The 21,510-nt window shown below is 61.3% G+C and carries 20 protein-coding genes; 10 read left to right on the top strand and 10 right to left on the bottom strand.

Going from position 1 to position 21,510, the window contains the following annotated elements; all coding sequences use genetic code 11:
- Positions 1-40 precede the first annotated feature (40 nt).
- Positions 41-439, top strand: a complete 399-nt coding sequence (locus AAEZ10_RS00160) for a DUF6124 family protein (RefSeq protein ID WP_038862224.1) — start codon at positions 41-43, stop codon at positions 437-439.
- A gap of 104 nt (positions 440-543) precedes the next feature.
- Here the strand turns inward: AAEZ10_RS00160 and AAEZ10_RS00155 are convergent, their stop codons facing one another.
- On the bottom strand, positions 544-762 hold the full coding sequence (locus tag AAEZ10_RS00155; RefSeq protein WP_073471324.1) for a hypothetical protein: 219 nt from the start codon (positions 760-762) through the stop codon (positions 544-546).
- Between the two features lie 95 nt (positions 763-857).
- On the opposite strand from AAEZ10_RS00155, the gene AAEZ10_RS00150 reads away from it, so the two are divergent.
- A complete protein-coding gene (locus AAEZ10_RS00150) occupies positions 858-2,009 on the top strand; it encodes a M14 family metallopeptidase (RefSeq protein WP_350566844.1) in 1,152 nt (383 codons plus the stop codon).
- Between the two features lie 59 nt (positions 2,010-2,068).
- On the opposite strand, the gene AAEZ10_RS00145 is transcribed toward AAEZ10_RS00150, so the two are convergent.
- Both AAEZ10_RS00145 and AAEZ10_RS00140 read right to left on the bottom strand, forming a co-directional pair.
- Positions 2,069-2,614: a cytochrome b gene (locus AAEZ10_RS00145; RefSeq protein WP_024013443.1), complete on the bottom strand. Its 546-nt coding sequence runs from the start codon at positions 2,612-2,614 to the stop codon at positions 2,069-2,071.
- Complete coding sequence (locus AAEZ10_RS00140; protein WP_350566841.1) at positions 2,611-3,717, bottom strand: catalase family peroxidase; 1,107 nt, start codon at positions 3,715-3,717, stop codon at positions 2,611-2,613. Before AAEZ10_RS00140 ends, AAEZ10_RS00145 begins: the two co-directional genes overlap by 4 nt.
- A gap of 156 nt (positions 3,718-3,873) precedes the next feature.
- Between AAEZ10_RS00140 and AAEZ10_RS00135 the strand changes: the two genes are divergently transcribed.
- The 4 genes from AAEZ10_RS00135 to AAEZ10_RS00120 all read left to right on the top strand — a co-directional run bounded on the left by AAEZ10_RS00135 (position 3,874) and on the right by AAEZ10_RS00120 (position 7,787).
- Positions 3,874-4,380, top strand: coding sequence for a sigma-70 family RNA polymerase sigma factor (locus AAEZ10_RS00135; protein WP_122750580.1), 507 nt, complete (start codon positions 3,874-3,876; stop codon positions 4,378-4,380).
- Positions 4,377-5,132 (top strand): anti-sigma factor family protein, encoded by a 756-nt coding sequence (locus tag AAEZ10_RS00130; protein ID WP_122703728.1) that lies wholly within the window; start codon positions 4,377-4,379, stop codon positions 5,130-5,132. Before AAEZ10_RS00135 ends, AAEZ10_RS00130 begins: the two co-directional genes overlap by 4 nt.
- Before the next feature lie 97 nt (positions 5,133-5,229).
- Positions 5,230-6,360, top strand: a complete 1,131-nt coding sequence (zapE, locus tag AAEZ10_RS00125; RefSeq protein ID WP_350566837.1) for a cell division protein ZapE — start codon at positions 5,230-5,232, stop codon at positions 6,358-6,360.
- A gap of 113 nt (positions 6,361-6,473) precedes the next feature.
- A complete protein-coding gene (locus tag AAEZ10_RS00120; protein ID WP_350566834.1) occupies positions 6,474-7,787 on the top strand; it encodes a protein kinase in 1,314 nt (437 codons plus the stop codon).
- A gap of 101 nt (positions 7,788-7,888) precedes the next feature.
- Here AAEZ10_RS00120 and AAEZ10_RS00115 read toward each other — a convergent pair whose 3' ends face one another.
- Positions 7,889-8,593, bottom strand: coding sequence for a YebC/PmpR family DNA-binding transcriptional regulator (locus AAEZ10_RS00115; protein ID WP_073471330.1), 705 nt, complete (start codon positions 8,591-8,593; stop codon positions 7,889-7,891).
- A gap of 221 nt (positions 8,594-8,814) precedes the next feature.
- On the opposite strand from AAEZ10_RS00115, the gene AAEZ10_RS00110 reads away from it, so the two are divergent.
- Positions 8,815-10,203, top strand: a complete 1,389-nt coding sequence (locus AAEZ10_RS00110) for a type VI secretion system Vgr family protein (RefSeq protein WP_350566831.1) — start codon at positions 8,815-8,817, stop codon at positions 10,201-10,203.
- 8 nt (positions 10,204-10,211) lie between these two features.
- Here AAEZ10_RS00110 and AAEZ10_RS00105 read toward each other — a convergent pair whose 3' ends face one another.
- Together AAEZ10_RS00105 and AAEZ10_RS00100 are read right to left on the bottom strand one after the other, a co-directional pair.
- On the bottom strand, positions 10,212-11,603 hold the full coding sequence (locus AAEZ10_RS00105) for an FAD-dependent oxidoreductase (RefSeq protein ID WP_350566828.1): 1,392 nt from the start codon (positions 11,601-11,603) through the stop codon (positions 10,212-10,214).
- A 72-nt stretch (positions 11,604-11,675) separates the two neighbouring features.
- Positions 11,676-13,001: an MFS transporter gene (locus AAEZ10_RS00100; RefSeq protein ID WP_073471333.1), complete on the bottom strand. Its 1,326-nt coding sequence runs from the start codon at positions 12,999-13,001 to the stop codon at positions 11,676-11,678.
- Between the two features lie 270 nt (positions 13,002-13,271).
- On the opposite strand from AAEZ10_RS00100, the gene AAEZ10_RS00095 reads away from it, so the two are divergent.
- Positions 13,272-14,144: a LysR family transcriptional regulator gene (locus AAEZ10_RS00095; protein WP_350566825.1), complete on the top strand. Its 873-nt coding sequence runs from the start codon at positions 13,272-13,274 to the stop codon at positions 14,142-14,144.
- A gap of 126 nt (positions 14,145-14,270) precedes the next feature.
- Here AAEZ10_RS00095 and AAEZ10_RS00090 read toward each other — a convergent pair whose 3' ends face one another.
- A complete protein-coding gene (locus tag AAEZ10_RS00090) occupies positions 14,271-15,137 on the bottom strand; it encodes a LysR substrate-binding domain-containing protein (protein ID WP_350566822.1) in 867 nt (288 codons plus the stop codon).
- 113 nt (positions 15,138-15,250) lie between these two features.
- Between AAEZ10_RS00090 and AAEZ10_RS00085 the strand changes: the two genes are divergently transcribed.
- Positions 15,251-16,360, top strand: a complete 1,110-nt coding sequence (locus AAEZ10_RS00085) for a 2-aminoethylphosphonate--pyruvate transaminase (RefSeq protein ID WP_350566819.1) — start codon at positions 15,251-15,253, stop codon at positions 16,358-16,360.
- Positions 16,361-16,501: 141 nt separating this feature from the next.
- Positions 16,502-17,329 carry a phosphonoacetaldehyde hydrolase gene (gene phnX, locus AAEZ10_RS00080; protein ID WP_122703718.1) on the top strand — a complete coding sequence of 276 codons (828 nt, stop codon included), beginning with the start codon at positions 16,502-16,504 and terminating at the stop codon, positions 17,327-17,329.
- 84 nt (positions 17,330-17,413) lie between these two features.
- Here the strand turns inward: phnX and AAEZ10_RS00075 are convergent, their stop codons facing one another.
- From AAEZ10_RS00075 to AAEZ10_RS00065, 3 genes are all read right to left on the bottom strand, one after another.
- The gene (locus AAEZ10_RS00075) at positions 17,414-18,133 is read right to left on the bottom strand and encodes a hypothetical protein (RefSeq protein WP_350566816.1); all 720 of its coding nucleotides are present in this window, start codon (positions 18,131-18,133) and stop codon (positions 17,414-17,416) included.
- Positions 18,134-18,344: 211 nt separating this feature from the next.
- Positions 18,345-19,268, bottom strand: coding sequence for a 1-aminocyclopropane-1-carboxylate deaminase/D-cysteine desulfhydrase (locus AAEZ10_RS00070; RefSeq protein WP_122703716.1), 924 nt, complete (start codon positions 19,266-19,268; stop codon positions 18,345-18,347).
- 162 nt (positions 19,269-19,430) lie between these two features.
- Positions 19,431-21,470 (bottom strand): oxidoreductase, encoded by a 2,040-nt coding sequence (locus AAEZ10_RS00065; protein ID WP_350566813.1) that lies wholly within the window; start codon positions 21,468-21,470, stop codon positions 19,431-19,433.
- Positions 21,471-21,510 lie beyond the last annotated feature (40 nt).

Raw genomic sequence — 21,510 nt, 5'->3', positions numbered from 1 at the left:
GGAAACGGACTTTCAATCGAACATGGAGTGACGTTTCATGATGAACATCAGCAGCAAAGACCTGCCCGATTTGCAAATCGACACCAGCTTCACCTCCCCTCAAGGCAATGCCGCCGCACAGCGCGCGCTGGACTACTACTTGAAACCGGCTGTTTCAGAACCCGAGACGGACGAACGTTTTTTCAATGTCAAAGGCCATCTCAGCGGCGAGGAAGCGCTGGTGCATGCCTCGGATCTGTTGCGATGTGCAGCCGCCACCGCGTTCAAGGCCGCAGAAAACCTGCAAGGCACCAGTCGCGATCTGGCCTTTTCGGTGGTGCACATGGTGGATATGGCGCGGGCGATGGTCGACCATTCGATCGACAACGACGAAGTAACGGCGGACAAGGTCCGGGCGGACAGGAAAGAATTTTCCCATCGCGCAGATAAAAACATTTGACTTGCAAATGATAATGATTATTATTGCAAGCAGCTGGTCGCGAGATCAGTCGATGGACCAGAGACCTTAGGTCGGTCTTCTGGACTATCTCCTCATCAGGCTAATCACGGTTTTTGACCCGGCTTTTTGCCGGGTCTTTTTTTGCCCGTTTTTCGGGCTTGTGTCTTCAGGCTAATGAAGTCTTTAGGTGCTGCAAATTCGATGGCGCGGATAATATCAAAAGAATATTGATTGGCAAGCCGAGCCCGGCGACATTGGGCAAAACTAATGGCAATCAGCACTTGAGAATCAATCGCATAGCCTCTAAGCTGCTGGCGCGTCACGGAAGACGCCCCCCGCTACGCCCGCAATTCCCCTCGGTTTCAGCCCTGCCTGCGTGTAAAGTACCGGTCATAAAAATCCTGTTCTGGAAGCGATTATGACCGTGGCCAAATCTTCGTTCGACATCAGCGCCAATTTCGACAGCGGCAATATCCAAGTCATCGACATCAGCAACCCGCTCAATCCGGTTCTGGCCATCCGTCCGGACACCCGCAGCGCTCATTTTCAGTGGTTCCACTTCAAAGCCAGCGGCCTGCATGTGCATCAGGAGCACTGGTTTCGCCTGGTCAATGCCAGCCAGTCCTCCTACAACAAAGCCTGGACCGGTTATCAGGCAGTCGCTTCCTACGACCACGTCAACTGGTTCCGTATCCCTACCAGCTTCGAAGGCGACAGCCTGCGCTTCTGCCTCGAAGCCGAACAGACTCACGCCTGGTTCGCCTACTTCGAACCCTACAGCCGCGGCCGTCACGACTGGCTCATCGAGCAGGCGCTGAGCAAGGCTGGCACCGAATTGCTGGCGACCGGCAAAAGTGTCGAAGGCCGTGACATTCAATTGCTGCGCAAAGGCAGTGGCGCCGAAGGCCAGCGCAAGATCTGGATCATTGCCCAGCAGCACCCGGGCGAGCACATGGCGGAATGGTTCATGGAAGGCGTGATCGAGCGTCTGGAACGCCATGACGACCCAATTCTGAACAAACTGCTGGCCAGCGCCGATCTGTATCTGGTGCCGAACATGAATCCGGACGGCGCCTTCCACGGCCACCTGCGCACCAACGCCATGGGCCAGGACTTGAACCGGGCCTGGCAGAACGCCAGCCAGGACATCAGTCCGGAAGTGCTTTTCGTCCAGCAGCAGATGGAAAAATATGGCGTCGATGCGTTTATCGACGTGCACGGCGACGAGGAAATCCCCCACGTCTTTACCGCCGGCTGTGAAGGCAATCCTGGCTTTACACCGCGCATCGAAAAGCTTGAAGAGCATTTCCGCAGCCATCTGAAGCACACCACCAAAGACTTCCAGACCACCTACGGCTACACCCGCGACGAACCGGGACAGGCCAACATGACCCTGGCCTGCAACAGCGTCGGGCAGAAGTACGATTGCCTGTCGCTGACCCTGGAGATGCCGTTCAAGGACCACGACGACCACCCGGACAAGATCACCGGTTGGTCGGGCAAACGTTCCAAGCAATTGGGCAAGGATGTGCTGACCACCCTCGCCGACATGGTCGACACCCTGCGCTGATCCCCTCCTCTGTAACAACAAAAGATCGCAGCCGGCCTGCGATCTTTTGCGTTATAGGGTCAGCCGCGATCACGCCCGCGCAACATGCTGTCGAGCACTTCGTCACGGCGTACCCAGCCATGGAACAGCGCCGCCGCCAGGTGCAGCAGCACCGTCAGAAACAGCAGATACGCCAAATAGCCGTGCGACTTGCGCAGCACCGCAAACAGTTGCGCATCGGCCGGCACAATCGACGGCAGATGCAGCGACGCCGTGAGCATTACCGGCTCGCCCGAGGCACTGATCATCGCCCAGCCGAGCAACGGCAACACCAGCATCAACGCATACAACAAGACGTGGGAAGCCTTGGCTGCCAGCACCTGCCAGCCCGGCAGATCATCCGGCAGTGGCGGTTGTCGTGTGGTGAAGCGCACCAGCAGGCGCACGATCACCAGCGCCAGAATCGCGATGCCCAGCGGCTTGTGCAAATGAATCAGCCATTCATGGCGAGACGACACCGAAGTGACCATGCCCGCGCCGATAAACAGCATGGCGATGATCATCAGCGCCATCAGCCAGTGCAGCAGGCGCGCCAGCAAAACGAAATGCGTCGGTTGCTTGCTCATGGACGAGCCTCCTGTTTGGCGGCGGGCAACTGGCTGACTTCACTGGTGCGACGCAGGTAGGAATCGGCGTAGCCAGCAGAACGCGCGGCCAGCAGTGGATCTTCCGAGCCTTGAATCCCGGCCGGCAGCACCAGCGGGTCGTAGTTGATGTCACGGCATTCGCCACTCAGCTGCGGCTGGGTTTTCTCCAGCACCAGAGTCCCGGCATTCAGCACTTTGCGATTTGCGGGCCAGGTCTTGCTGGCATCGTTGACCGGGTCGTCGGCGTTGGCCAGGGTGATATTCAACTGGAAGCGCAAGGGTGCGGCGGCCAGGCGTTGCACCAGATCCTTCTCGAGAAAGTCCGCGCCTTCAGGGGCCGTGGCACCTGCCGCGTCCTGCGCCAACGGGGTCATGCTCCAGCGTACGGCCTGTTTTTTACCGTTGCCATCGACCAGATAGAACGCATTGATGCTGTTATAGGTTTCGGTGGCGTAGCTGGCCGAAGGCTTGGCGGTCTTCACCCACGTCAAGAACGGCACGGCTTCCGGGTGTGCAGCGAAGAACGCCGGCACCTTCGTCGGGTCGGGCTTGCCAGTGGCTGGATCCGGCGACTGCGCCTGCTGCAATTGGTAGAACGCTTCAGGCGTGCCCACCGGAAACACCGGCATGCTGTTCATGCCGGTGCGCCATTGCTGACCGTTCGCCTGGGTGAAGCGCAGCGCCAGACTGCGGATCGGTACGGCGCTGTCCGGCGCATAGGGATTGCCCGCCGGCAAGGCAAAACGACCCACCACCGGTGTCTGCGGCAGGTTGAACACTTGTGCTGTAGAGAATGCCCGCGCCTCGCCACTGCTTTCGAAATGGCCGATCACGCACACGCCCTTGGCGTGATTGCGACGAAAGCCGGGATGCACGCCGTTGTTCTTTTCCAGCACATCGACCAACGCTTTTGGCGTCAATCGTTGTGGGTCAAAGTTGCCATGCACGTAGGCAAACGCCCCGGCCACGGCGGCGACTATCACGGCAATGCCGCCCAGACGTAGAACCAGGCTCGCGGCGCTCAGTGGCTGGCGCGGCGGCCTGCCGGGCGGTGCAGCGTTGGGGGACGAGCGATCAACCATGAATATCTCCAGGCCATCGGCCACAAGTGGAAAGAGTCAGCAAGACGCACCCCGTCTGGGTTTATTCCACGGCGCGGTATTTATTTTTGCGCACGGGGAATAACCTGCGCTGACGGGCGTCTTCCTAGTCCACAGCGTAGCGACCAGCAGAAATTCATGAGCGAATTCGACGAACAGTTGAGAGAAATCATTCCCAGATTGCGCCGCTTCGCCGTGTCGTTGACGCGCAACAGCAGCAGCGCTGACGATCTGGTCCAGGCCAGCCTCGAGCGGGCGCTGTCGGCCTGGGGCGAAAAACGCGCTGACGGCGACTTGCGCGCTTGGCTGTTCGCGATCCTCTATCGGCAATTTCTCGATGCGCACCGTCGTTCGCGGCGCTATGCGCGGATGCTGGAATTTTTCACCGGTCGCGACGATGCCGAGCCGTCGGTGGAACGCACGGTGATTGCTCAGTCGACCCTGCAAGCCTTCGAACGCCTGCCCACCGAACAGCGCGCTTTGCTGCTGATGGTCTCGGTGGAAGGCCTGTCCTATAAAGAGGTCGCCGAGATCCTCGGCGCCCCGATCGGCACCGTGATGTCGCGCCTGTCCCGCGCCCGCCAGGCCTTGCGCCAACTCAGCGACGGCGAAATCTACAGCCCTTCCTTGCGGATACTCAAATGATCAGCCTGCCTCCCAGCGAACGAGATTTGCACGCCTACGTCGACCACCAGCTCAGCGACGCCGATCGGCGCGTGCTCGAGACCTGGCTGGCCAGCCACCCTGAAGAAGCAGCGCAGGTGCGCGCCTGGCAACGCGACGCCCAGCAGTTGCGCGCAGCGCTGAGTGGCGCCTTGCAGCAACCGGCCAATCCGGCGCTCGACCCGATGATGATTCGCCAGCGCCGCCGCCAGCAGTCCCGTCGCCACCTGGCCAGCGCGGCGGTGTTGCTGATTGCCGTGAGCATCGGCGGTTTCAGTGGCTGGCAGGCACGGGAAATGACCTTGGTGCGCCCTGCGCAATTGCCGATGACTGACGCATTGCAAGCCTATCGCCTGATCGCCCAGCAAGGCGTACTGCCCGCCGATTACAAGGTCGACAGCGACGGCGACATGCAGCGTTGGCTCGACCGCTACTTCAGTGGTGCCGGGCGCTTGCCGGACTTGAAAGCTGCCGGATTCGAGCCGGTCAGCGGGCGCTTGCTCAGCACCGATGAAGGCGCGGCGGCGATGGTGATGTATGAGGATGGCAGCGGTCACAAGGTCAGTTTCTACCTGCGTCCACCGGGGCCGAAAAACACCCTGCTGCCGCGTGGCTCGCGCAGCGATGGCGATCTGCAGGCCGATTACTGGTCAGGGCCGGGCTACAACTATGCGGTGGTCAGCCCGACCGACTCGCCGGCGGCAGAGTTGCTCAAGCAATCGCCACCGTTCTGATGGTGATATTTCATGGAGCCGACGCCCGGGCTCTGGTTACACTTGGGCCACCGCGCTCCCGGTGGAGCCCGCCCAATCGAACAGGAGCCTGTCCCGCGTGCCCGCCCGAACGCCGAAACGATCACGACTGAGCCAACGCTGGCCGTTGCTGCGCCGCCTGTTCGGCAAAGGCCTGCCCGCCAGCGCCGGGCACGATGCTCATGCTGCGACCATCCGCGATTATTTCCGTGACAAGGCCAAAAGCCAGGGCTACACCCTCAGCCGCAGTCAGCAGCAAGTCATCGACTGCATGGCGCAGCAAGCCAGCGTGCTGCTCGGCGACAGCGGCCACGCCCCGCCGAGTCTGTACCTGTACGGCGCCGTCGGGCGCGGTAAGAGCTGGTTGCTCGACGGTTTTTTCCAGGCGCTGCCGATCACGCGCAAACGCCGCCTGCATTTCCATCAGTTCTTCGCTCGGTTGCACGACGGCATGTTCCGTCATCGCCAGGAGGAAGACGCGCTGGAAATCACCCTGGATGAGTTGCTGGAAGATTGCCAGGTGCTGTGTTTCGACGAGTTTCACGTGCATGACATCGGCGACGCGATGCTGATCACGCGGCTGTTCAAGGCCCTGTTCAAACGGCAGATCATGCTGCTGGTGACCTCCAACTATGCACCCGAGGGCCTGCTGCCTAATCCGCTGTATCACGCGCGCTTCAAACCGGTGATCGAGCTGATCAACACGCGCATGCGAGTGATGGAAGTCGGTGGCGCCCACGACTACCGCGCACTCAACCGCCAACACACGCATCAAGTGTTTACCCAAGGACATTACGTTTGGCCGGCGACGGCAGCTCAACGTCAGACTCTGGACCTGCCACCGGCCGACGCGCCTGCCCTGGCCCTCGAAGTTGGCAAGCGCCAGCTTCAGGCCCGTTTTTGCCAAGGCCGGCGAGTCGCGTTCACCTTCAACGATCTGTGTGAACAGCCAACGGCAGTGATGGATTATCTGCAACTGTGCCAGCGTTTCGACCAGTGGATCATCGATGAGCTGCCGCAGCTCGGCGAATGTCCGATCGCCGTGCAGCAGCGCTTCATCAATCTGATTGACGTGCTCTACGATCAGGACAAACACCTGACCCTGCTCGGCCGGTTGCCGCTGGGCCAGAGCCTGGAAGGTCACGCCATTGACCTGGCGCGCACGCGCAGCCGGTTGGGGCAATTGCAGGCAATCCACGAACCCAACTGACTCCCACCAGGTCCCGGGACAACTCAAAATCCGTTCAGCATCCGCTTTACCGCTATCATGTCGCCCATTCCAGCGCCCCCGCGTCGCTCCACCGATCAATAGCGAAACCAGACATGCACACCCTTGCTCAACTGCGCGCCGGCGAACTGTCAGGCATCACCCGCCTCGACCTGTCCTGCGGGCTGACCGAATTCCCCAACGAAATTTTCCAACTGGCCGAGACGCTGGAAGTGCTTAACCTCAGCGGCAACGCGTTATCCAGCCTGCCCGCTGACCTGCACCGCCTGACCCGCCTGCGTGTGCTGTTCTGCTCCGACAACCAGTTCAGCGAACTGCCGGCGTGCCTCGGCCAGTGCACCGCGCTGACCATGGTCGGCTTCAAGGCCAACCGTATCGTCAATGTGCCCGGTGCCGCCCTGCCGCCGCAGCTGCGCTGGCTGATCCTCACCGATAACCGCATCGAAAGCCTGCCCAGCGAACTCGGTGAACGCCGCGCTTTGCAGAAGCTCATGCTCGCCGGCAATCGCCTGCAATCGCTGCCAGACTCCCTGCGTCACTGCCATCGGCTGGAATTGCTGCGCATCGCTGCCAATCAACTCAGCGAACTGCCGCAGTGGTTGCTGACCTTGCCGAGCCTGACCTGGCTGGCCTACGCCGGCAATCCGCTGGAGACCGAAGCCGATGCCGCTGCCCTTGAGGCCACGCCGCTGATCGACTGGTCGGCGCTGCGCCTGGAGCAGCAACTGGGCGAAGGCGCTTCCGGGGTGATTTCCCGGGCGGTCTGGCAGCGTGACGATGGCACGGCGCAGGCGGTTGCGGTGAAGCTGTACAAAGGCGAGATGACCAGCGACGGCTCGCCGCTGCATGAGATGAACGCCTGCATCACCGCAGGCCTGCACCCGAACCTGATCCGCGTCGAAGGGCGCATCAGCGGCCATCCCGATCAACAGCAGGGGCTGGTGATGCAACTGATTGATCCGAGCTTCGGCAATCTCGCCGGTTTGCCCAGCCTGGACTCGTGTTCGCGGGATGTTTATGCCGAAGGTTGCCGCTTCTCCACCGAGGTCGCCCTGCGCGTCGCCAAAGGCATCGCCTCAGCGGCCGAGCACCTGCACCGCCAAGGCATCACCCACGGCGATCTGTATGGCCACAACATTCTGCTGAACGATCGCGGCGATTGTCTGCTCGGGGATTTCGGCGCGGCCTCGTTTCATGCCACCGGCGATGATGTGCAGACGCGCGCATTGCAGCGCCTGGAAGTCCGTGCGTTCGGTGTGTTGTTGGGGGAATTGCTGGAGCGTGTCGACTCAGGATTGAGTACGGAGCGGCGCGCGCACCTGGAGGCGCTGGAACGACGTTGCTGTCAGGCCGATGTGCTGGGGCGGCCGGGGTTCAGTGAAGTCATCGAGGTGCTGGAGAATCTGTGACCGCTGGGCGGTCATTCGCCAGCAGGCTCGCTCCCACAGTTGAAATACATCCAGTGTGGGAGCGAGCCTGCTCGCGAAGAGGTCATTACTGGCGCGACAGATCAGCCAGCCAGACCAACAAACATGTCCTGCACGTCATCATGGTTGTCGAGGCCTTCGAGGAACGCTTCGACTTCAGCCATCTGCTCGTCGCTCAAGCCGCTGACCGGGTTCTTCGGCTGGTAGCCGAGTTTCGCCGACAACACGGTGAAACCTTGTTCGGGCAGGGCTTTCTGCACGGCGTCGAGGTCGGTCGGGTCGGTGAGGAACAGCGTCGCGCCCTCTTCACCCGGCTCGAAATCCTGGGCACCGGCTTCGATCGCAGCCATTTCCGGATCGGCATCCGGGCTGTCCGGCGAGGCTTCGATCATGCCGACGTGGTTGAACATCCACGCCACCGAACCGGAAGCGCCCAATTGGCCCTTGCGGAACGCCACGCGGATTTCCGCGACGGTGCGGTTGATGTTGTCGGTGACGCATTCGACGATCAGCGGCACCTGATGCGGCGCGAAGCCTTCGTAGGTCACGCGATGGTATTGCACGGTTTCACCCAGCAGACCGGCGCCTTTCTTGATCGCGCGATCGAGGGTTTCTTTTGGCATCGAGGCTTTCTTCGCCTGCTCGACCACCAGACGCAGGTGTGCGTTGGTGGCGGTATCGGCACCGTTGCGTGCAGCAATGGTGATTTCCTTCACCAGTTTGCCGAAGATCTTCCCTTTGGCGTTGGCTGCCGCTTCTTTGTGTTTAACCTTCCACTGTGCGCCCATTACTCACTCTCTTGATCTGTGGCGCCGAGACATCTATTGGCCGACGCGTGGCGGCAAGTTTATACGGCCTAAAGTCGGCAATCGACCAAAAAAACAGCCGACGGAATCGACATCTTCACCAAAGCATGTAGGGGGATTCTGAAAAGCGCCTTTGACATGACCATTCAGGCCGACGGTTTCGTACCCTTGAGACCCCGTATCGCCTGACAGGGCCTGCTCGAATGCTCAATGACAAGGAAAGTCCCTTCACCCTTACGCTGACCGACAGCGGATTGCGCCTGCCGGTGGTGCGTTTTCGCGGCGAGGAAGCGCTGAACCAGCCTTACCGTTTCGACATCGAACTGCTCGGCCTGGCCCCGGCCATCGTCCCGGGATCCTTTCTGCACCGGCCGGCCTTTCTGCGGCTCAGTGAGCAGCACGGGTTCCACGGCGTCATTTCCAGCGCCAGCTGCGAACATCGCGGAACCCATCGGGTCGGCTATCGACTGATTCTGGTGCCGCATCTGCAACAACTGGCGCATACGCACAAGCGCCGCGTGTTTACTCACCTGAGTGTGCCGCAGATCATTCAACAACTGCTCGAAGAACATGCCCTGCCAGCGCACAGCTACCGCATTGAAATGAGCGTCGGTCACTACCCGGCAAGGGCGTTTTGCATTCAGTACGAAGAAAGCGATCTGGCCCTGCTGCAGCGGCTATGCGAAGAAGAAGGCATCCACTATCACTTCGAACACGGGCCGGACGGACACGTCGTGGTGTTCGCCGACGACAGCCTGAGCCTGCCGCAGGAACCGGTCGAAATCCCTTTCAATGCTGATGAGCAACCACCATCGCCCTGCGTCAGCGCACTCTATCAACAACATCGCGCGGCGCCGGTGCCGGTGCTGCATGCGGTGCGCAATCGTGGCCAGCCAACCGGCAACGCCGAAGCCGCCAACGAAGTCTCCACCGAATTGCCGATGCCCGCGCGATCGCCGGAACGTCTGCACGCCGAACAGCGCAGCCGGCGCCATCTGCAACGCCAGCGCTGCCAGTTGCGCTCCATTCACGGGCGCAGTGATTGCAGCGATTTGCTCAGTGGACGACTGCTGCTTGTGGCCGACCACCCGATTCATCATTTCAACGAACAATGGCTCATATGCGCCGTGCGCCACCAAGGGCAGCACCCTTCGATCCTTGATCCGACGCCAAGCGTTCAGCGTTATCACAACGACTTCACTGCGCAGCCCTGGTCGACCGATTTCCGTCCGCCACTCAAACAAGCTCGCCCGAATATTGCCGGTTATCACTTGGCAAAAGTCGCGGGTGCGCCTGGGCAACCTGCGCAAGTGGACGAAAACGGCTGCGTCGCTGTAAGCCTGTGGCCGGCTGAGAATAAATCCGCCAGCGACGCCCTGTGGCTGCCGATCGCCATGAGTCGGCTCAGCGGCCCCGTCGCGGTCGATCAATTACCGCGTGCCGGCAGTGAAGTGTGGGTGAGTTTCCTCGACAGCGATCCGGACCGACCGATCCTGTGCCTCAGCCACGCACGCCAGCCGCCGGAGCGCGAATCAGAACCCGCGCGCGACAGCCTGTTGCTCGACTGGCTGAGCCACCGCGCCGAGCATTGATTGGCGCTTCAGCCTTTGTCCGCCTTGCCCGCCGCCGCCGCGAATTTCGCCAGGCGCACGTCCAGATGCCGAGGCCGGCGCCCGTGATCTTCGGCGCGCTCCTTGCGGCGGATGGCGTTGCGCACCATCAGCGAGCCGAGGTAGCGAATCGGTTCCGGCGGGAAATAACCCAGCGGCCCGTTGACCAGCGGCGAACGGGTCCACGGGTTATCCAGGCCCTGCACCAGCGCGGCGAGAATCTGCCCGCCCATGTGACACGGGCCGACGCCGCTGCCGGAATAACCGAAGCCGTAAAACACATTGCCCGCCAAGCTCATCTGGCCGAAAAACGGCAAACCGGTCACCGAACGATCCGACGGGCCGTTCCACGTCGCGTCGATTTTGACCTCGGCGAACGCCGGGAAAAAATCCGCGAGACTGCGCTTGAGCAATCCGGCATAAGGCGACGGCTGATCGAACACCGGCAGCATCCGCCCGCCATAGGCGAAGGTGTTGCCGCCCTTGCCGAGCATGATCCGGCCGTCCGGGGTGTTGTGGTAGTAATGCACGAAAATCCGCGAATCGAGGACGCTGACGCCGCTGGTCAAACCGATTTGCTGCAGCAGCTCCGGACGCGGTTCGGTGATCAGCATGTCACTGGAAACAATCGCCACACTGCGCTCGAATTGAGGAAACGCGCGGGCCATCCACGCGTTCATCGCCAGCACCACACGGTCGGCGATGACCTTGCCGCAGGGCGTATGAATACGTGCCGGGCGGCCCTCTTCCAGTCCGGTCATCGCCGTGCCTTCATGTATCTTCACGCCCAATTGCAGCGCCACCCGGCGCAGACCGCGCACCAGTTTGCCCGGTTGCACGCTGGCGGCCGCCGGGGAAAACCAGCCCTCCAGATGTTTTGCTGAGCCAGCCATGCGCTGCACATCGGCGAGCGGGCGCTGGCTGAACGAGTTGATGCCGTTACGCTCCAGCGCCGCGATCACCGCGTCAGTTGCGCCGACCTGGGCGCGATTGGTCGCGGTGTACAGCGTGCCGTCGAGGCGGTAGTCGGCATCGACGCCGTACTGCTCGCAGAACTCGCCGATCGCATGGATGCTGCGCTCCGATTCCCTGACCAGACGCACTGCTTCTTCGACGCCGAACAAGCGCTCCAGGGTGAAATACTTGGCCGACCATGACAGAGCGCAACCACCGTTACGGCCACTGGCGCCGGCACCGCAGATGTCTGCTTCGATCAGCAGCACCTCCAGCTCCGGGTTTTGCTCCTTGAGCATGATCGCCGTCCACAATCCGGTGTAGCCGCCGCCAACGATGCACACATCCGTGCGCACCTCGCCTTGCAGCGGTAGACACTGCTCGGATGGGTCGGCCTGCAAGGCTTGCTCGAGCCAGAACGGTCGCATGGGAAATCTCCAGTCAGATAGCCACGACGCAGCCTGCCGCGCACCGCGCAGCAGGCCACGGGGCGAAGGGTTTCAGGAACGCAGCGGTTTGACGCTCAGCGGGCAGTTGGGGATCGCCGCGCGCGGCTCCATCACGCCGACCGGCCGACTGTTCCAGTGCGGAATCAGCACCAGCGCCGAGAACAGCGCGCATCCGGCGAAGACGATAAACACCGTCACCGAGTCGAAGTAGCCCGGCAGCAAACCGCCGAGCACCGCGCCAACGGAGCCGCAGCCGTTGACGAAACCGGCGGCGGTGGCACCGGCCTTGGCCTTGCCGAAATCGATGGCCGCCGCACCGCTGATCATCGAGTCCGGGCCGTACAACGTCAGGCCCATGACGAACAGCAACGCGACGACCAACAACACGCTGCCGGTGTTCAGCGCGGCCATGAACAACGCCAGCGTCACGGTCAGCGCCAGCAGACTCAGCACGCAGGCCGGCATGCGTCGGGCGCCGAAGAGTTTGTCCGAGGCCAGGCCGATCATGATCGGCCCGAGCAATCCGGCCAGTTCAAACGCGGTGGGAATGATCGCCGCGCCGACCTTGCCGACACTGGGCATCTGCTCGAAAACAATCACCGGGCCCCACAACAGAATCGCGTAGCGCGCCGGTTTCAACAGGAAATACGCCAGGCCCAGCACCAGCACCGTGCGGTTGCGCAGGATTTCCTTCAACGGCTCCCACACGCTGAGTTTGCTGTTGGCTGCGGTTTCTTCGGCGGTCAGTTCCGGCTCGGGCTCCACCGCCGGCAAGCCGACGTCTTCCGGTTTGTTGCGCTGGAAGACAAAGAACAGCACGGCCACCACCGCGACCACCGCCGCGCTGGAAATGAATGCCGCGTGCCAGGTGCCGACCAGCGTGTAGGCCCACCAGCCGGCGAACGGCGAGGCGACCAGACCACCAAACGCGTAACAGGAACTCCACAAGCCGAGCACGCGCCCGCGCTGCTCTGACGGGAAGAAGCTGCCAAGGTTTTTACACAGCCCGGACCAGCCAGTGGACTGCGCCAGACCTTGAATCAACATGCACGTGGCGAAGATCGGCAATGTAGCGAAACTGCCCATCACCAGCGCCGCAGCGGCGGATATCAGCAAACCGCCAAGCACCACCACTCGCGGGCCAAAGCGATCGGCGAGCATGCCCCAGGTGAACTGTCCGAGGGCATACGCCGCCAGATAGATCGCGTCGAGGTTGGCCATGGCCATTTTGTCGAGGGTGAAATCAGGGTCTTCGGCGATGCCCAGTTTGGCTACCGAAAATGCTTTGCGGGTGAAGTAGAACGCGGCGTACGCGAGCCAGGTAATAGCGAAGATCTGCACGCGCCAACGCGCCAGGGTGCCGATGTGCTTGTTCATGGTGGTTCTGACCTCAAGGTGTGAGTGTGCCGGCAGAATCGATTAAGAAAAACGCCTGTGTTTTTTATTGTTGAGCACTGCGTTACCGCCCTTCCCTTCGGCGATACCGGTCAGATGAGTCTGCTGTTGCACGCACAGGCTCATGGGCCGGCGCCGCTGCTCGACCGAGCAGCCAGCGATGGCGTGAGCCGATCAAAGCAATTACTGTTTAATAAATAAAATCGATTTATCGTATTTCACACATAAGCTGAGCTTGTTACTGGAGCCACCATGTCCGTCTCTCACGCCCAACTCAAAGCGTTCCACGCGGTGGCCGTCCATGGCAGCTTCACCCGCGCCGCCGAGCGGCTTTATCTGACGCAACCAGCGATTTCCGACCAGGTACGCAAACTCGAAGAACGCTTCGGCGTGCTGCTGTTTCACCGCAATAAACGTTCCGTACGCCTGACCGACCTTGGCGAGCGCCTGCTGGCGATCACCCAGCGCCTGTTCGTGATCGAAGCCGAAGCGCAGGAATTGCTGCAGGAATCCCAGGCCCTGCAGACCGGCAGCCTGATTCTCGCGGTGGACGCGCCGATGCACGTGTTGCCGCAGATCGCGCGGTTCTGCGAACGCTACCCGGGCATCAGCGTGAAAATCGAAACCGGCAATACCGATGAATCGCTGTTTCGCCTGTTCAACTATCAGGCCGATCTGGCGCTGCTCGGCCGCGACGTGACCGATGAACGCTTGCTGTGCGTGCCGTTGCGCAACGATCCGATGGTGGCGTTCGTTTCGCGCAATCATCCGTGGGCCGAGCGCGAATCGATCTGTCTGGCCGATCTGGATGACACGCCACTGGTGCTGCGTGAGATCGGCTCAGTAACCCGGCAGACCCTGGAAGAGGAAATGGCTCGAGCGGGCTTGCGCATTCGCCCGGCAATTCAGGTTGAAGGTCGGGAAGCGGCGCGCGAAGCCGTGGTAGTGGGGATCGGGGTTGGTGTGGTTTCAGCGGCGGAGTTCGGCGCCGACTCACGGGTCTGCGCGTTGCCGATCACCGACTGCACGAGGCGCCTGACCGAAACCCTGGTGTGCTTGCGCGAACAGAGTTCGCGGCGGGTGGTGGCGACGTTTCTCGATATGGTTCGCGAGAGCCTGACCTGACTCACTCCCTGTCCTGATCGGTCCCACGCTCTGCGTGGGAATGCCTCAACGGACGCTCCGCGTTCGGCTATTGGATGGGACGCAGAGCGTCCCGGGCTGCGTTCCCACGCAGAGCGTGGGGAACGATCACGGTGCGGCTAGCGCCAGATCAAAAAACGCCTGAATCAAGCGCAACTCGCGCCGGCGCTCCATGCAGCCAATCATGTGCCGGTTCATCAGCCCTTCCCCGGCAATCGGGATCGCCACCACGCGCGGGTCATGACTGACCTCCACCGATGACACCACACCGACCCCCAACTCGGCCGCGACCGCTTCGGTCACCGCCTCGCGACTGTCCAGCTCCAGCAACACCCGCGGCTGAATCGACGCATGTGCACACGCCTGGTCAAACGTGCGCCGGGTAATCGAACTTGGCTCGCGCAGGACCATGATCACTTGGTCCAGCTCCTTGAGTGTCATTTCCCCGGAGCGATTTGCCCAGCGATGCCCCGCCGGCACCAGCGCGCAGATCCGCGATTCGCTCAGCGCTTGCAGATGCAGGCCCTTGCGCGGCTCGACCTCGGTCAGCACCGCGACATCGGCGTGTTCCGACAACAGCGCCGCCAGGGTTTCCTGCGCGTTGCCCAGACGCAGATTCACGGTGATGCCCGGATAGCGTGCGCGCAGGCTCGCCAGCATCGGCATGACCATGTGCGGCCCATCCGCCGCCACCTCCAGACGCCCGGTCAGTAACTGCCGATTGGCCTCGAGCAGCATCTGCGCTTCTTCCGCCAGGCCGAACATGGCGCGGGTGATCGCTGCCAGTTTGGTGCCCTCCTCGGTCAATTCCACCCGTCGCGCGGTGCGCCGCAGCAAGGTGATCTGGTAATGCTCTTCCAGTGCCTTGATGTGTCCGGTGACTGCCGGCTGGCTGATGAACAACCGCGCAGCCGCGCGGGTGAAGCTGCCTTCGCGGGCCACGGCATCGAAGGCGCGCAGCTGAAACAGATTCATGGATAACCCTCACTGATGGCTGGCATAACAACAAACAATTTGATTGATGCAACGGCGAATTGCAACGTAGGCCCCGTAGCTTCATCCCACAGCGTTTTCGCGAGGACACACGAATGAGTACCGCCGCACCGATTCTGCTCACTCCCGGCCCGTTGACCACTTCGGCCCGCACCCGTCAGGCCATGATGGTCGATTGGGGTTCGTGGGATGACCGCTTCAACCAGCTGACCGCCAGCCTGTGCGAGCAATTGCTGGCCATCCTCAACGGCGCCGCCAGCCACCATTGCGTACCGTTACAGGGCAGCGGCACCTTTGCCGTCGAAGCGGCGATCGGCACGCTGGTGCCGCGCGACGGCAAAATCCTCGTGCTGATCAATGGCGCGTACGGCAAGCGCCTGGCGAAAATCTGCGAAGTGCTCGGCCGCTCGTTCAGCACCTTCGAAACCGCCGAAGACGAACCGACCACCGCCGCCGACGTCGACCGCTTGCTCCGCGCCGACGCTGACATCACCCACGTGGCGCTGATCCACTGCGAAACCAGCACCGGCATTCTCAATCCGCTGGCCGAGATCGCCGAGGTCGTTGCGCAACACGGCAAACGCCTGATCATCGACGCCATGAGCTCATTCGGCGCATTGCCCGTGGATGCGCAAAACGTACCGTTCGACGCGCTGATCGCCGCCTCCGGCAAGTGCCTGGAAGGCGTACCGGGGATGGGTTTTGTCTTCGCCCGCAAGGAATCACTGGCCGCATCTGCCGGTAACTCGCACTCGCTGGCGATGGACCTGTACGACCAGCACGCCTACATGATGAAAACCGGGCAATGGCGCTTCACCCCGCCCACCCATGTGGTCGCGGCGCTGCACGAAGCGCTACTGCAATACAGCGAAGAAGGCGGCCTGCCGGCGCGGCATGCGCGTTATGCGGCCAACTGTCAGGCGCTGATGGAAGAGATGAACAAGCTCGGCTTGCGCAGCTTCCTGCCGGCGGCGATTCAGGCGCCGATCATCGCCACGTTCCATGCCCCACAGGATCCGCGCTACCAGTTCAAGGAGTTCTACGAGCGGGTCAAGGCCAAGGGTTACATCCTCTACCCCGGCAAGCTGACCCAGGTCGAAACTTTCCGCGTCGGCTGCATCGGCCACGTCACCCCGGACGAAATGCGCCAGGCCGTGGCAGCAGTGGGTGAAGTGCTGCGCGAGATGGAAGTGCTCGATATCTGAGCCTCACCATAAATCCCCTGTGGGAGCGAGCCTGCTCGCGAAAGCGTCGTCTTAGGCGACACATAGGCTGATGTCAGACCGCTTTCGCGAGCAGGCTCGCTCCCACATTTTGATCTCATATTCAAATCAGGAATTCACGCCATGAACTACACCAATCCAAGCAAGCTGCAAGCCGCGATCCTCGACTGGGCCGGTACCGTGGTCGATTTCGGCTCGTTCGCGCCGACGCAGATCTTCGTCGAAGCCTTCGCCGAGTTCGATGTCCAGGTATCGATCGAAGAAGCCCGTGGGCCGATGGGCATGGGCAAGTGGGACCACATCCGCACCCTCTGTGATCAGCCGCAAGTGGCCGAGCGTTATCGCAAGGTATTCGGTCGCACGCCGACCGACGATGACGTCACCGCTATCTACAACCGCTTCATGCCGTTGCAGATCGAGAAAATCGCCGAGCACTCGGCACTGATTCCCGGCGCGCTGGACGCCATCGCCCAACTGCGCGCGCAAGGGATCAAGATCGGTTCCTGCTCCGGTTACCCGAAAGCGGTCATGGACAAAGTCGTCGAACTCGCCGCCAGCAACGGCTACGTCGCCGACCACGTGGTCGCCACCGACGAAGTGCCAAACGGTCGTCCATGGCCGGCGCAAGCGTTGGCCAATGTCATCGCTCTGGGCATCGACGATGTTGCAGCGTGCGTGAAGATCGACGACACCGTGCCGGGCATTCTCGAAGGTCGCCGGGCCGGCATGTGGACGGTTGCGCTGATTTGCTCGGGCAACGCGCTGGGTCTGGACTATGAAGGTTTCCGCGCGTTGGGCAGCGATGAACTGGCCAGCGAGCGCAAGCGCATCCACGCGCTGTTCGCAAGTTCGCGGCCGCATTACATGATCGACACCATCAGCGATCTGCCGGAAGTGATCGCCGACATCAACAAGCGTCTGGCCAACGGGGAGATGCCGCAAAACGCTTGAGGCTGGAAAACTAAAACACCGCTGATTGCAATCAGCGGTGTTTTTTTTGCACTGTCTTGAGTAAAGACATCGCTTGGATATGACTTATTCGGAAATAAGGTTACCTTGCGCATCGTACGCAAGACCATCGGGATGTTTAACACTTCCGTCCGGCAATTGTTCAGTTCCATCTTCCCAGACAATACGGCCATCCGGATATTCAACGGTATTATCCGGCCAGACGATTCGCCCGTCCGGATACTCTACCCGGCCGTCTTCATATTGAATGATGCCGTCGGGACGCTTGATCGAAGTTTTATCTACAGCGACTACGCTGCCGTCAGGCAGTGTGGTGGAGCCATCGACATTGACTTTCGCACCAATTGTTTGAATCAGCGTTATCAAGGCCACAGGATCGATGTTGATGTTAAGGGTCGGCCATGGCATTGGCGGACGCTTGGTGTCAACCGGGGCCACTGGTTTGGTTGGCGCTACTGGCTTGGTTGGCGCTACTGGCTTGGTCGGCGCCACTGGCTTGGTTGGCGCTACCGGCTTGGTCGGCGCCACTGGCTTGGTTGGCGCAACTGGCTTGGTCGGCGCCACTGGCTTGGTCGGCGCTACCGGCTTGGTCGGCGCCACTGGTTTGGTTGGAATTACTGGCTTGGTTGGCGCAACTGGTCTGGTTGGGACAACTGGCTTGGTTGGCGCAACTGGCTTTGTTGGTGTTACCGGCTTTGACGTCGTGGTAGTAGGGCGAGGCTTCGAGATCGGACTTTTCATATTCACACTCAAATTGATAAATATAGTTTTGATCTTTAATAACATACTAAAGAGCCGAGCCGACAATAATCACGCACAACCAACTATTCAAACCAAAAGAAACCACAAGATATAAACAACATAGAGTTACGCTGCGCAGACCAACGTACAACAATAACTTTCAATAAACAGAAGTCATAAACCGTAAAACTTGCACTTCGATTGATTGCAAATATCATCACGCCGCAGGTTGGCATGTATTGATCGCGACCATCGGCTACATCGCTGCAAATCCGCGCCGTCCCTGCAGGCCACCCGTGTGGGCAAAGACCAGACGCGTGCCGACCGCGAATTCGCCTGACTCGACATGCTGCTTGAGCGCCAGCAAGGCCTTACCGGTGTACAGCGGTTCCAAAGGGATGCCGCTGGTTTGCTCGGTCTGATCGATGAAGGTCAGCAACGCCTGGTCAACTTTGGCGAAACCACCACGGCTGGCATCGATCAGTTGATAGTCCGCCGCAGGCTCGGTGGTGTGCGCGAGGATCGACTCGATGTTCGGCGCTACGCCGTGATCATCCGGCACTGCCAGAGCACCGTACACCACGCGCTTGCCTTGCTCGGCGAGCGCCAGTCCGGCCAGTGTCGTGCCGGTGCCACAGGCCAGCCACCAGGCGTCGAAATCATTCCAGCCCAGCTTGGCCAATTGCTCTTCGGCCTGCTGCCAGATCGCTGCGCAACCCAAGGCGCCGGCCAGTCCACCACCGCCCTCGGGCACCGCATGCAGCGTAGGAAATTGCGCTTGCCATGGCACCCAGAATCCCGCTTCGTGCCGCGCGCGGTAGCCGGCGTAACCGAGCCAATGCAACTGCATGCCGAACGTTTGCAGATCCCGCACTGTCGGCGTGTCCTGCGGGTGCCCGCGCAGCAGCCCCACGGTTTTGAATCCCAGCCGCTTGCCCGCCGCCGCCAGCGCGTGCAGGTGATTGGAATGCGCACCGCCAAGGCTGATGATGCCCTCGGCGCCGGCACGCTCGGCGGCTTTAAGATGTTCAACGAGTTTGAACCACTTATTGCCGCTGATCAGCGGGTCGATGCGGTCCAGGCGCAGGATCGCGACCTCGATGCCGGCGTCTGCCAGCCAGCCTAGACGGAGCGGTTCGAGGGGGGCTTGGGCTAGCCAGTTGGGGGGAGGCAAAAGCATAAATGCCGGCTCTGTTTGCAGAGCCGGCATCTTAACAGCAGTCGCAAAAAACCTGCTGTTTGCAAGCGAACCTGCTCGCGAAGGCGTCGTGTCAGGCGAAATCTTCGTAGCTGACGCTCCGCTTTCGCGAGCAGGCTCGCTCCCACAGGTGATGCGTTGTGCTTACAACTCAGCCGCCAGCCGCGAACCCTGATTGATCGCGCGCTTGGCATCCAGCTCCGCCGCGACATCCGCGCCGCCGATCAAGTGCACGTTCTGCCCGGCTTCAACCAGACCATCGTGCAATTCACGCAACGGATCCTGCCCCGCGCAGATCACGATGTTGTCCACCGCCAGCAGTTGCGGCTCACCGCTTTCGCCGATGCGAATGTGCAAGCCTTGGTCATCGATGCTCAGGTATTCGACGCTGTTGAGCATCTGCACCTGCTTGTTCTTCAGACCGGTGCGATGAATCCAGCCGGTGGTTTTGCCAAGACCGTCGCCGACCTTGGTCTTCTTGCGCTGCAACAGGAACACCTCACGGGCCGGCGCATGCGGTGCCGCTTTGATGCCCGCCACACCACCACGGGCCTCCAATTGCGTGTCGATGCCCCACTCTTTCCAGAACGCCGCGCGATCCAGACTGGTGGCCACGCCTTGATGAACGAGAAATTCCGAGACATCGAAACCGATCCCGCCCGCACCGATCACCGCGACACGCTTGCCGACCGGTTTGCGCTCGAGGATCACGTCCAGATAACTCAGGACCTTGGCATTCTCGACGCCCGGAATCGCCGGCACGCGCGGGGCGATACCGGTGGCGAGGATGATTTCGTCGTAACCGCCGTCAACCAACTTGGCCACGTCAACGCGGGTGTTCAGGCACACCTCGACATTCGTCGTTTGCAGCTTGCGGTTGAAGTAGCGCAGGGTTTCGAAAAACTCTTCCTTGCCCGGTACGCGCTTGGCGATGTTGAACTGGCCACCGATCTCGCTGGCCGAATCGAACAACGTCACCTGATGACCGCGCTCGGCGGCCACGGTGGCGGCGGACAAACCGGCAGGGCCGGCACCGACCACGGCGATTTTCTTGATCTGCTGCACCGGCAGGTAATTGAGTTCGGTTTCGTGGCAGGCACGCGGGTTGACCAGGCAACTGGTGAGCTTGCCGCCAAAGGTGTGGTCGAGGCACGCCTGGTTGCAGCCGATGCAGGTGTTGATTTCGTCGGCACGGCCTGCGGCGGCCTTGTTGACGAAGTCCGGATCGGCGAGGAATGGTCGGGCCATGGAGACCATGTCGGCATCGCCTTCAGCAAGAATCTGCTCGGCAATTTCCGGGGTATTGATGCGGTTGGTGGTGATCAGCGGAATGCTCACCAAGCCGCGCAACTTGGCCGTGACCTTGCTGAACGCTGCACGCGGAACCTTGGTGGCGATGGTCGGAATCCGCGCTTCGTGCCAGCCGATACCGGTGTTGATGATAGTCGCGCCGGCCTGTTCGATGGCTTTGGCCAGCATGACGATTTCATCCCAGGTGCTGCCACCTTCGACCAGATCGAGCATCGACAGGCGGAAGATGATGATGAAATTCGGCCCGACCGCTTCGCGCACACGACGGACAATTTCTACCGGCAGGCGCATGCGGTTTTCGTAGCTGCCACCCCAGCGGTCGGTGCGGTGGTTGGTGTGCGCGGCGAGGAACTGGTTAATGAAGTAACCTTCCGAGCCCATGATTTCGACGCCGTCGTATTCGGCGGTTTGCGCCAATACCGAGCAGGTGACGAAATCGCTGATCTGCTTTTCGATGCCCTCTTCGTCCAGCTCTTTGGGCTTGAACGGGTTGATCGGCGCCTGAATCGCGCTCGGTGCTACTTGTTTCGGGCTGTAGGCGTAACGCCCGGCATGAAGAATCTGCATGCAGATCTTGCCGCCCGCCTCGTGCACCGCGCGAGTGACGATGCGGTGCTTGAGCGCCTCTTCCTCGGTAGTGAGCTTGGCCGCGCCGGAATACACGCCGCCCTCATCATTCGGGCCGATGCCGCCGGTGACCATCAGGCCGACACCGCCACGGGCACGTTCGGCGAAGTACGCCGCCATGCGCTCGAAGCCACCGGGCTTTTCTTCCAGGCCGGTGTGCATCGAGCCCATCAGGGTACGGTTGCGCAGCGTGGTGAATCCCAGGTCCAGCGGGGCCAGCAAATGCGGGTAATGAGCGGCGGTCATCGGTAACTCCACAACGAGCGATCACGGAAAGTTGCGGGAG

The sequence above is a fragment of the Pseudomonas sp. H26/SER47-MNA-CIBAN-0231 genome (assembly GCF_040310465.1).
GTDB lineage: Bacteria > Pseudomonadota > Gammaproteobacteria > Pseudomonadales > Pseudomonadaceae > Aquipseudomonas > Aquipseudomonas atacamensis.
Note: the sequence above shows the minus strand (reverse complement) of the source record. Positions and strands in the feature narration are given on the sequence as shown.

Bases quoted from the DNA above. Each gene is read 5' to 3' on its own strand.
- AAEZ10_RS00160 (WP_038862224.1), top strand. From the start codon at position 41: ATGAACATCAGCAGCAAAGACCTGCCCGATTTGCAAATCGACACCAGC.
- AAEZ10_RS00150 (WP_350566844.1), top strand. From the start codon at position 858: ATGACCGTGGCCAAATCTTCGTTCGACATCAGCGCCAATTTCGACAGC.
- AAEZ10_RS00145 (WP_024013443.1), bottom strand. From the start codon at position 2,614: ATGAGCAAGCAACCGACGCATTTCGTTTTGCTGGCGCGCCTGCTGCAC.
- AAEZ10_RS00140 (WP_350566841.1), bottom strand. From the start codon at position 3,717: ATGGTTGATCGCTCGTCCCCCAACGCTGCACCGCCCGGCAGGCCGCCG.
- AAEZ10_RS00135 (WP_122750580.1), top strand. From the start codon at position 3,874: ATGAGCGAATTCGACGAACAGTTGAGAGAAATCATTCCCAGATTGCGC.
- AAEZ10_RS00130 (WP_122703728.1), top strand. From the start codon at position 4,377: ATGATCAGCCTGCCTCCCAGCGAACGAGATTTGCACGCCTACGTCGAC.
- AAEZ10_RS00120 (WP_350566834.1), top strand. From the start codon at position 6,474: ATGCACACCCTTGCTCAACTGCGCGCCGGCGAACTGTCAGGCATCACC.
- AAEZ10_RS00115 (WP_073471330.1), bottom strand. From the start codon at position 8,593: ATGGGCGCACAGTGGAAGGTTAAACACAAAGAAGCGGCAGCCAACGCC.
- AAEZ10_RS00110 (WP_350566831.1), top strand. From the start codon at position 8,815: ATGCTCAATGACAAGGAAAGTCCCTTCACCCTTACGCTGACCGACAGC.
- AAEZ10_RS00105 (WP_350566828.1), bottom strand. From the start codon at position 11,603: ATGCGACCGTTCTGGCTCGAGCAAGCCTTGCAGGCCGACCCATCCGAG.
- AAEZ10_RS00100 (WP_073471333.1), bottom strand. From the start codon at position 13,001: ATGAACAAGCACATCGGCACCCTGGCGCGTTGGCGCGTGCAGATCTTC.
- AAEZ10_RS00095 (WP_350566825.1), top strand. From the start codon at position 13,272: ATGTCCGTCTCTCACGCCCAACTCAAAGCGTTCCACGCGGTGGCCGTC.
- AAEZ10_RS00090 (WP_350566822.1), bottom strand. From the start codon at position 15,137: ATGAATCTGTTTCAGCTGCGCGCCTTCGATGCCGTGGCCCGCGAAGGC.
- AAEZ10_RS00085 (WP_350566819.1), top strand. From the start codon at position 15,251: ATGAGTACCGCCGCACCGATTCTGCTCACTCCCGGCCCGTTGACCACT.
- phnX (WP_122703718.1), top strand. From the start codon at position 16,502: ATGAACTACACCAATCCAAGCAAGCTGCAAGCCGCGATCCTCGACTGG.
- AAEZ10_RS00075 (WP_350566816.1), bottom strand. From the start codon at position 18,133: ATGTTATTAAAGATCAAAACTATATTTATCAATTTGAGTGTGAATATG.
- AAEZ10_RS00070 (WP_122703716.1), bottom strand. From the start codon at position 19,268: ATGCTTTTGCCTCCCCCCAACTGGCTAGCCCAAGCCCCCCTCGAACCG.
- AAEZ10_RS00065 (WP_350566813.1), bottom strand. From the start codon at position 21,470: ATGACCGCCGCTCATTACCCGCATTTGCTGGCCCCGCTGGACCTGGGA.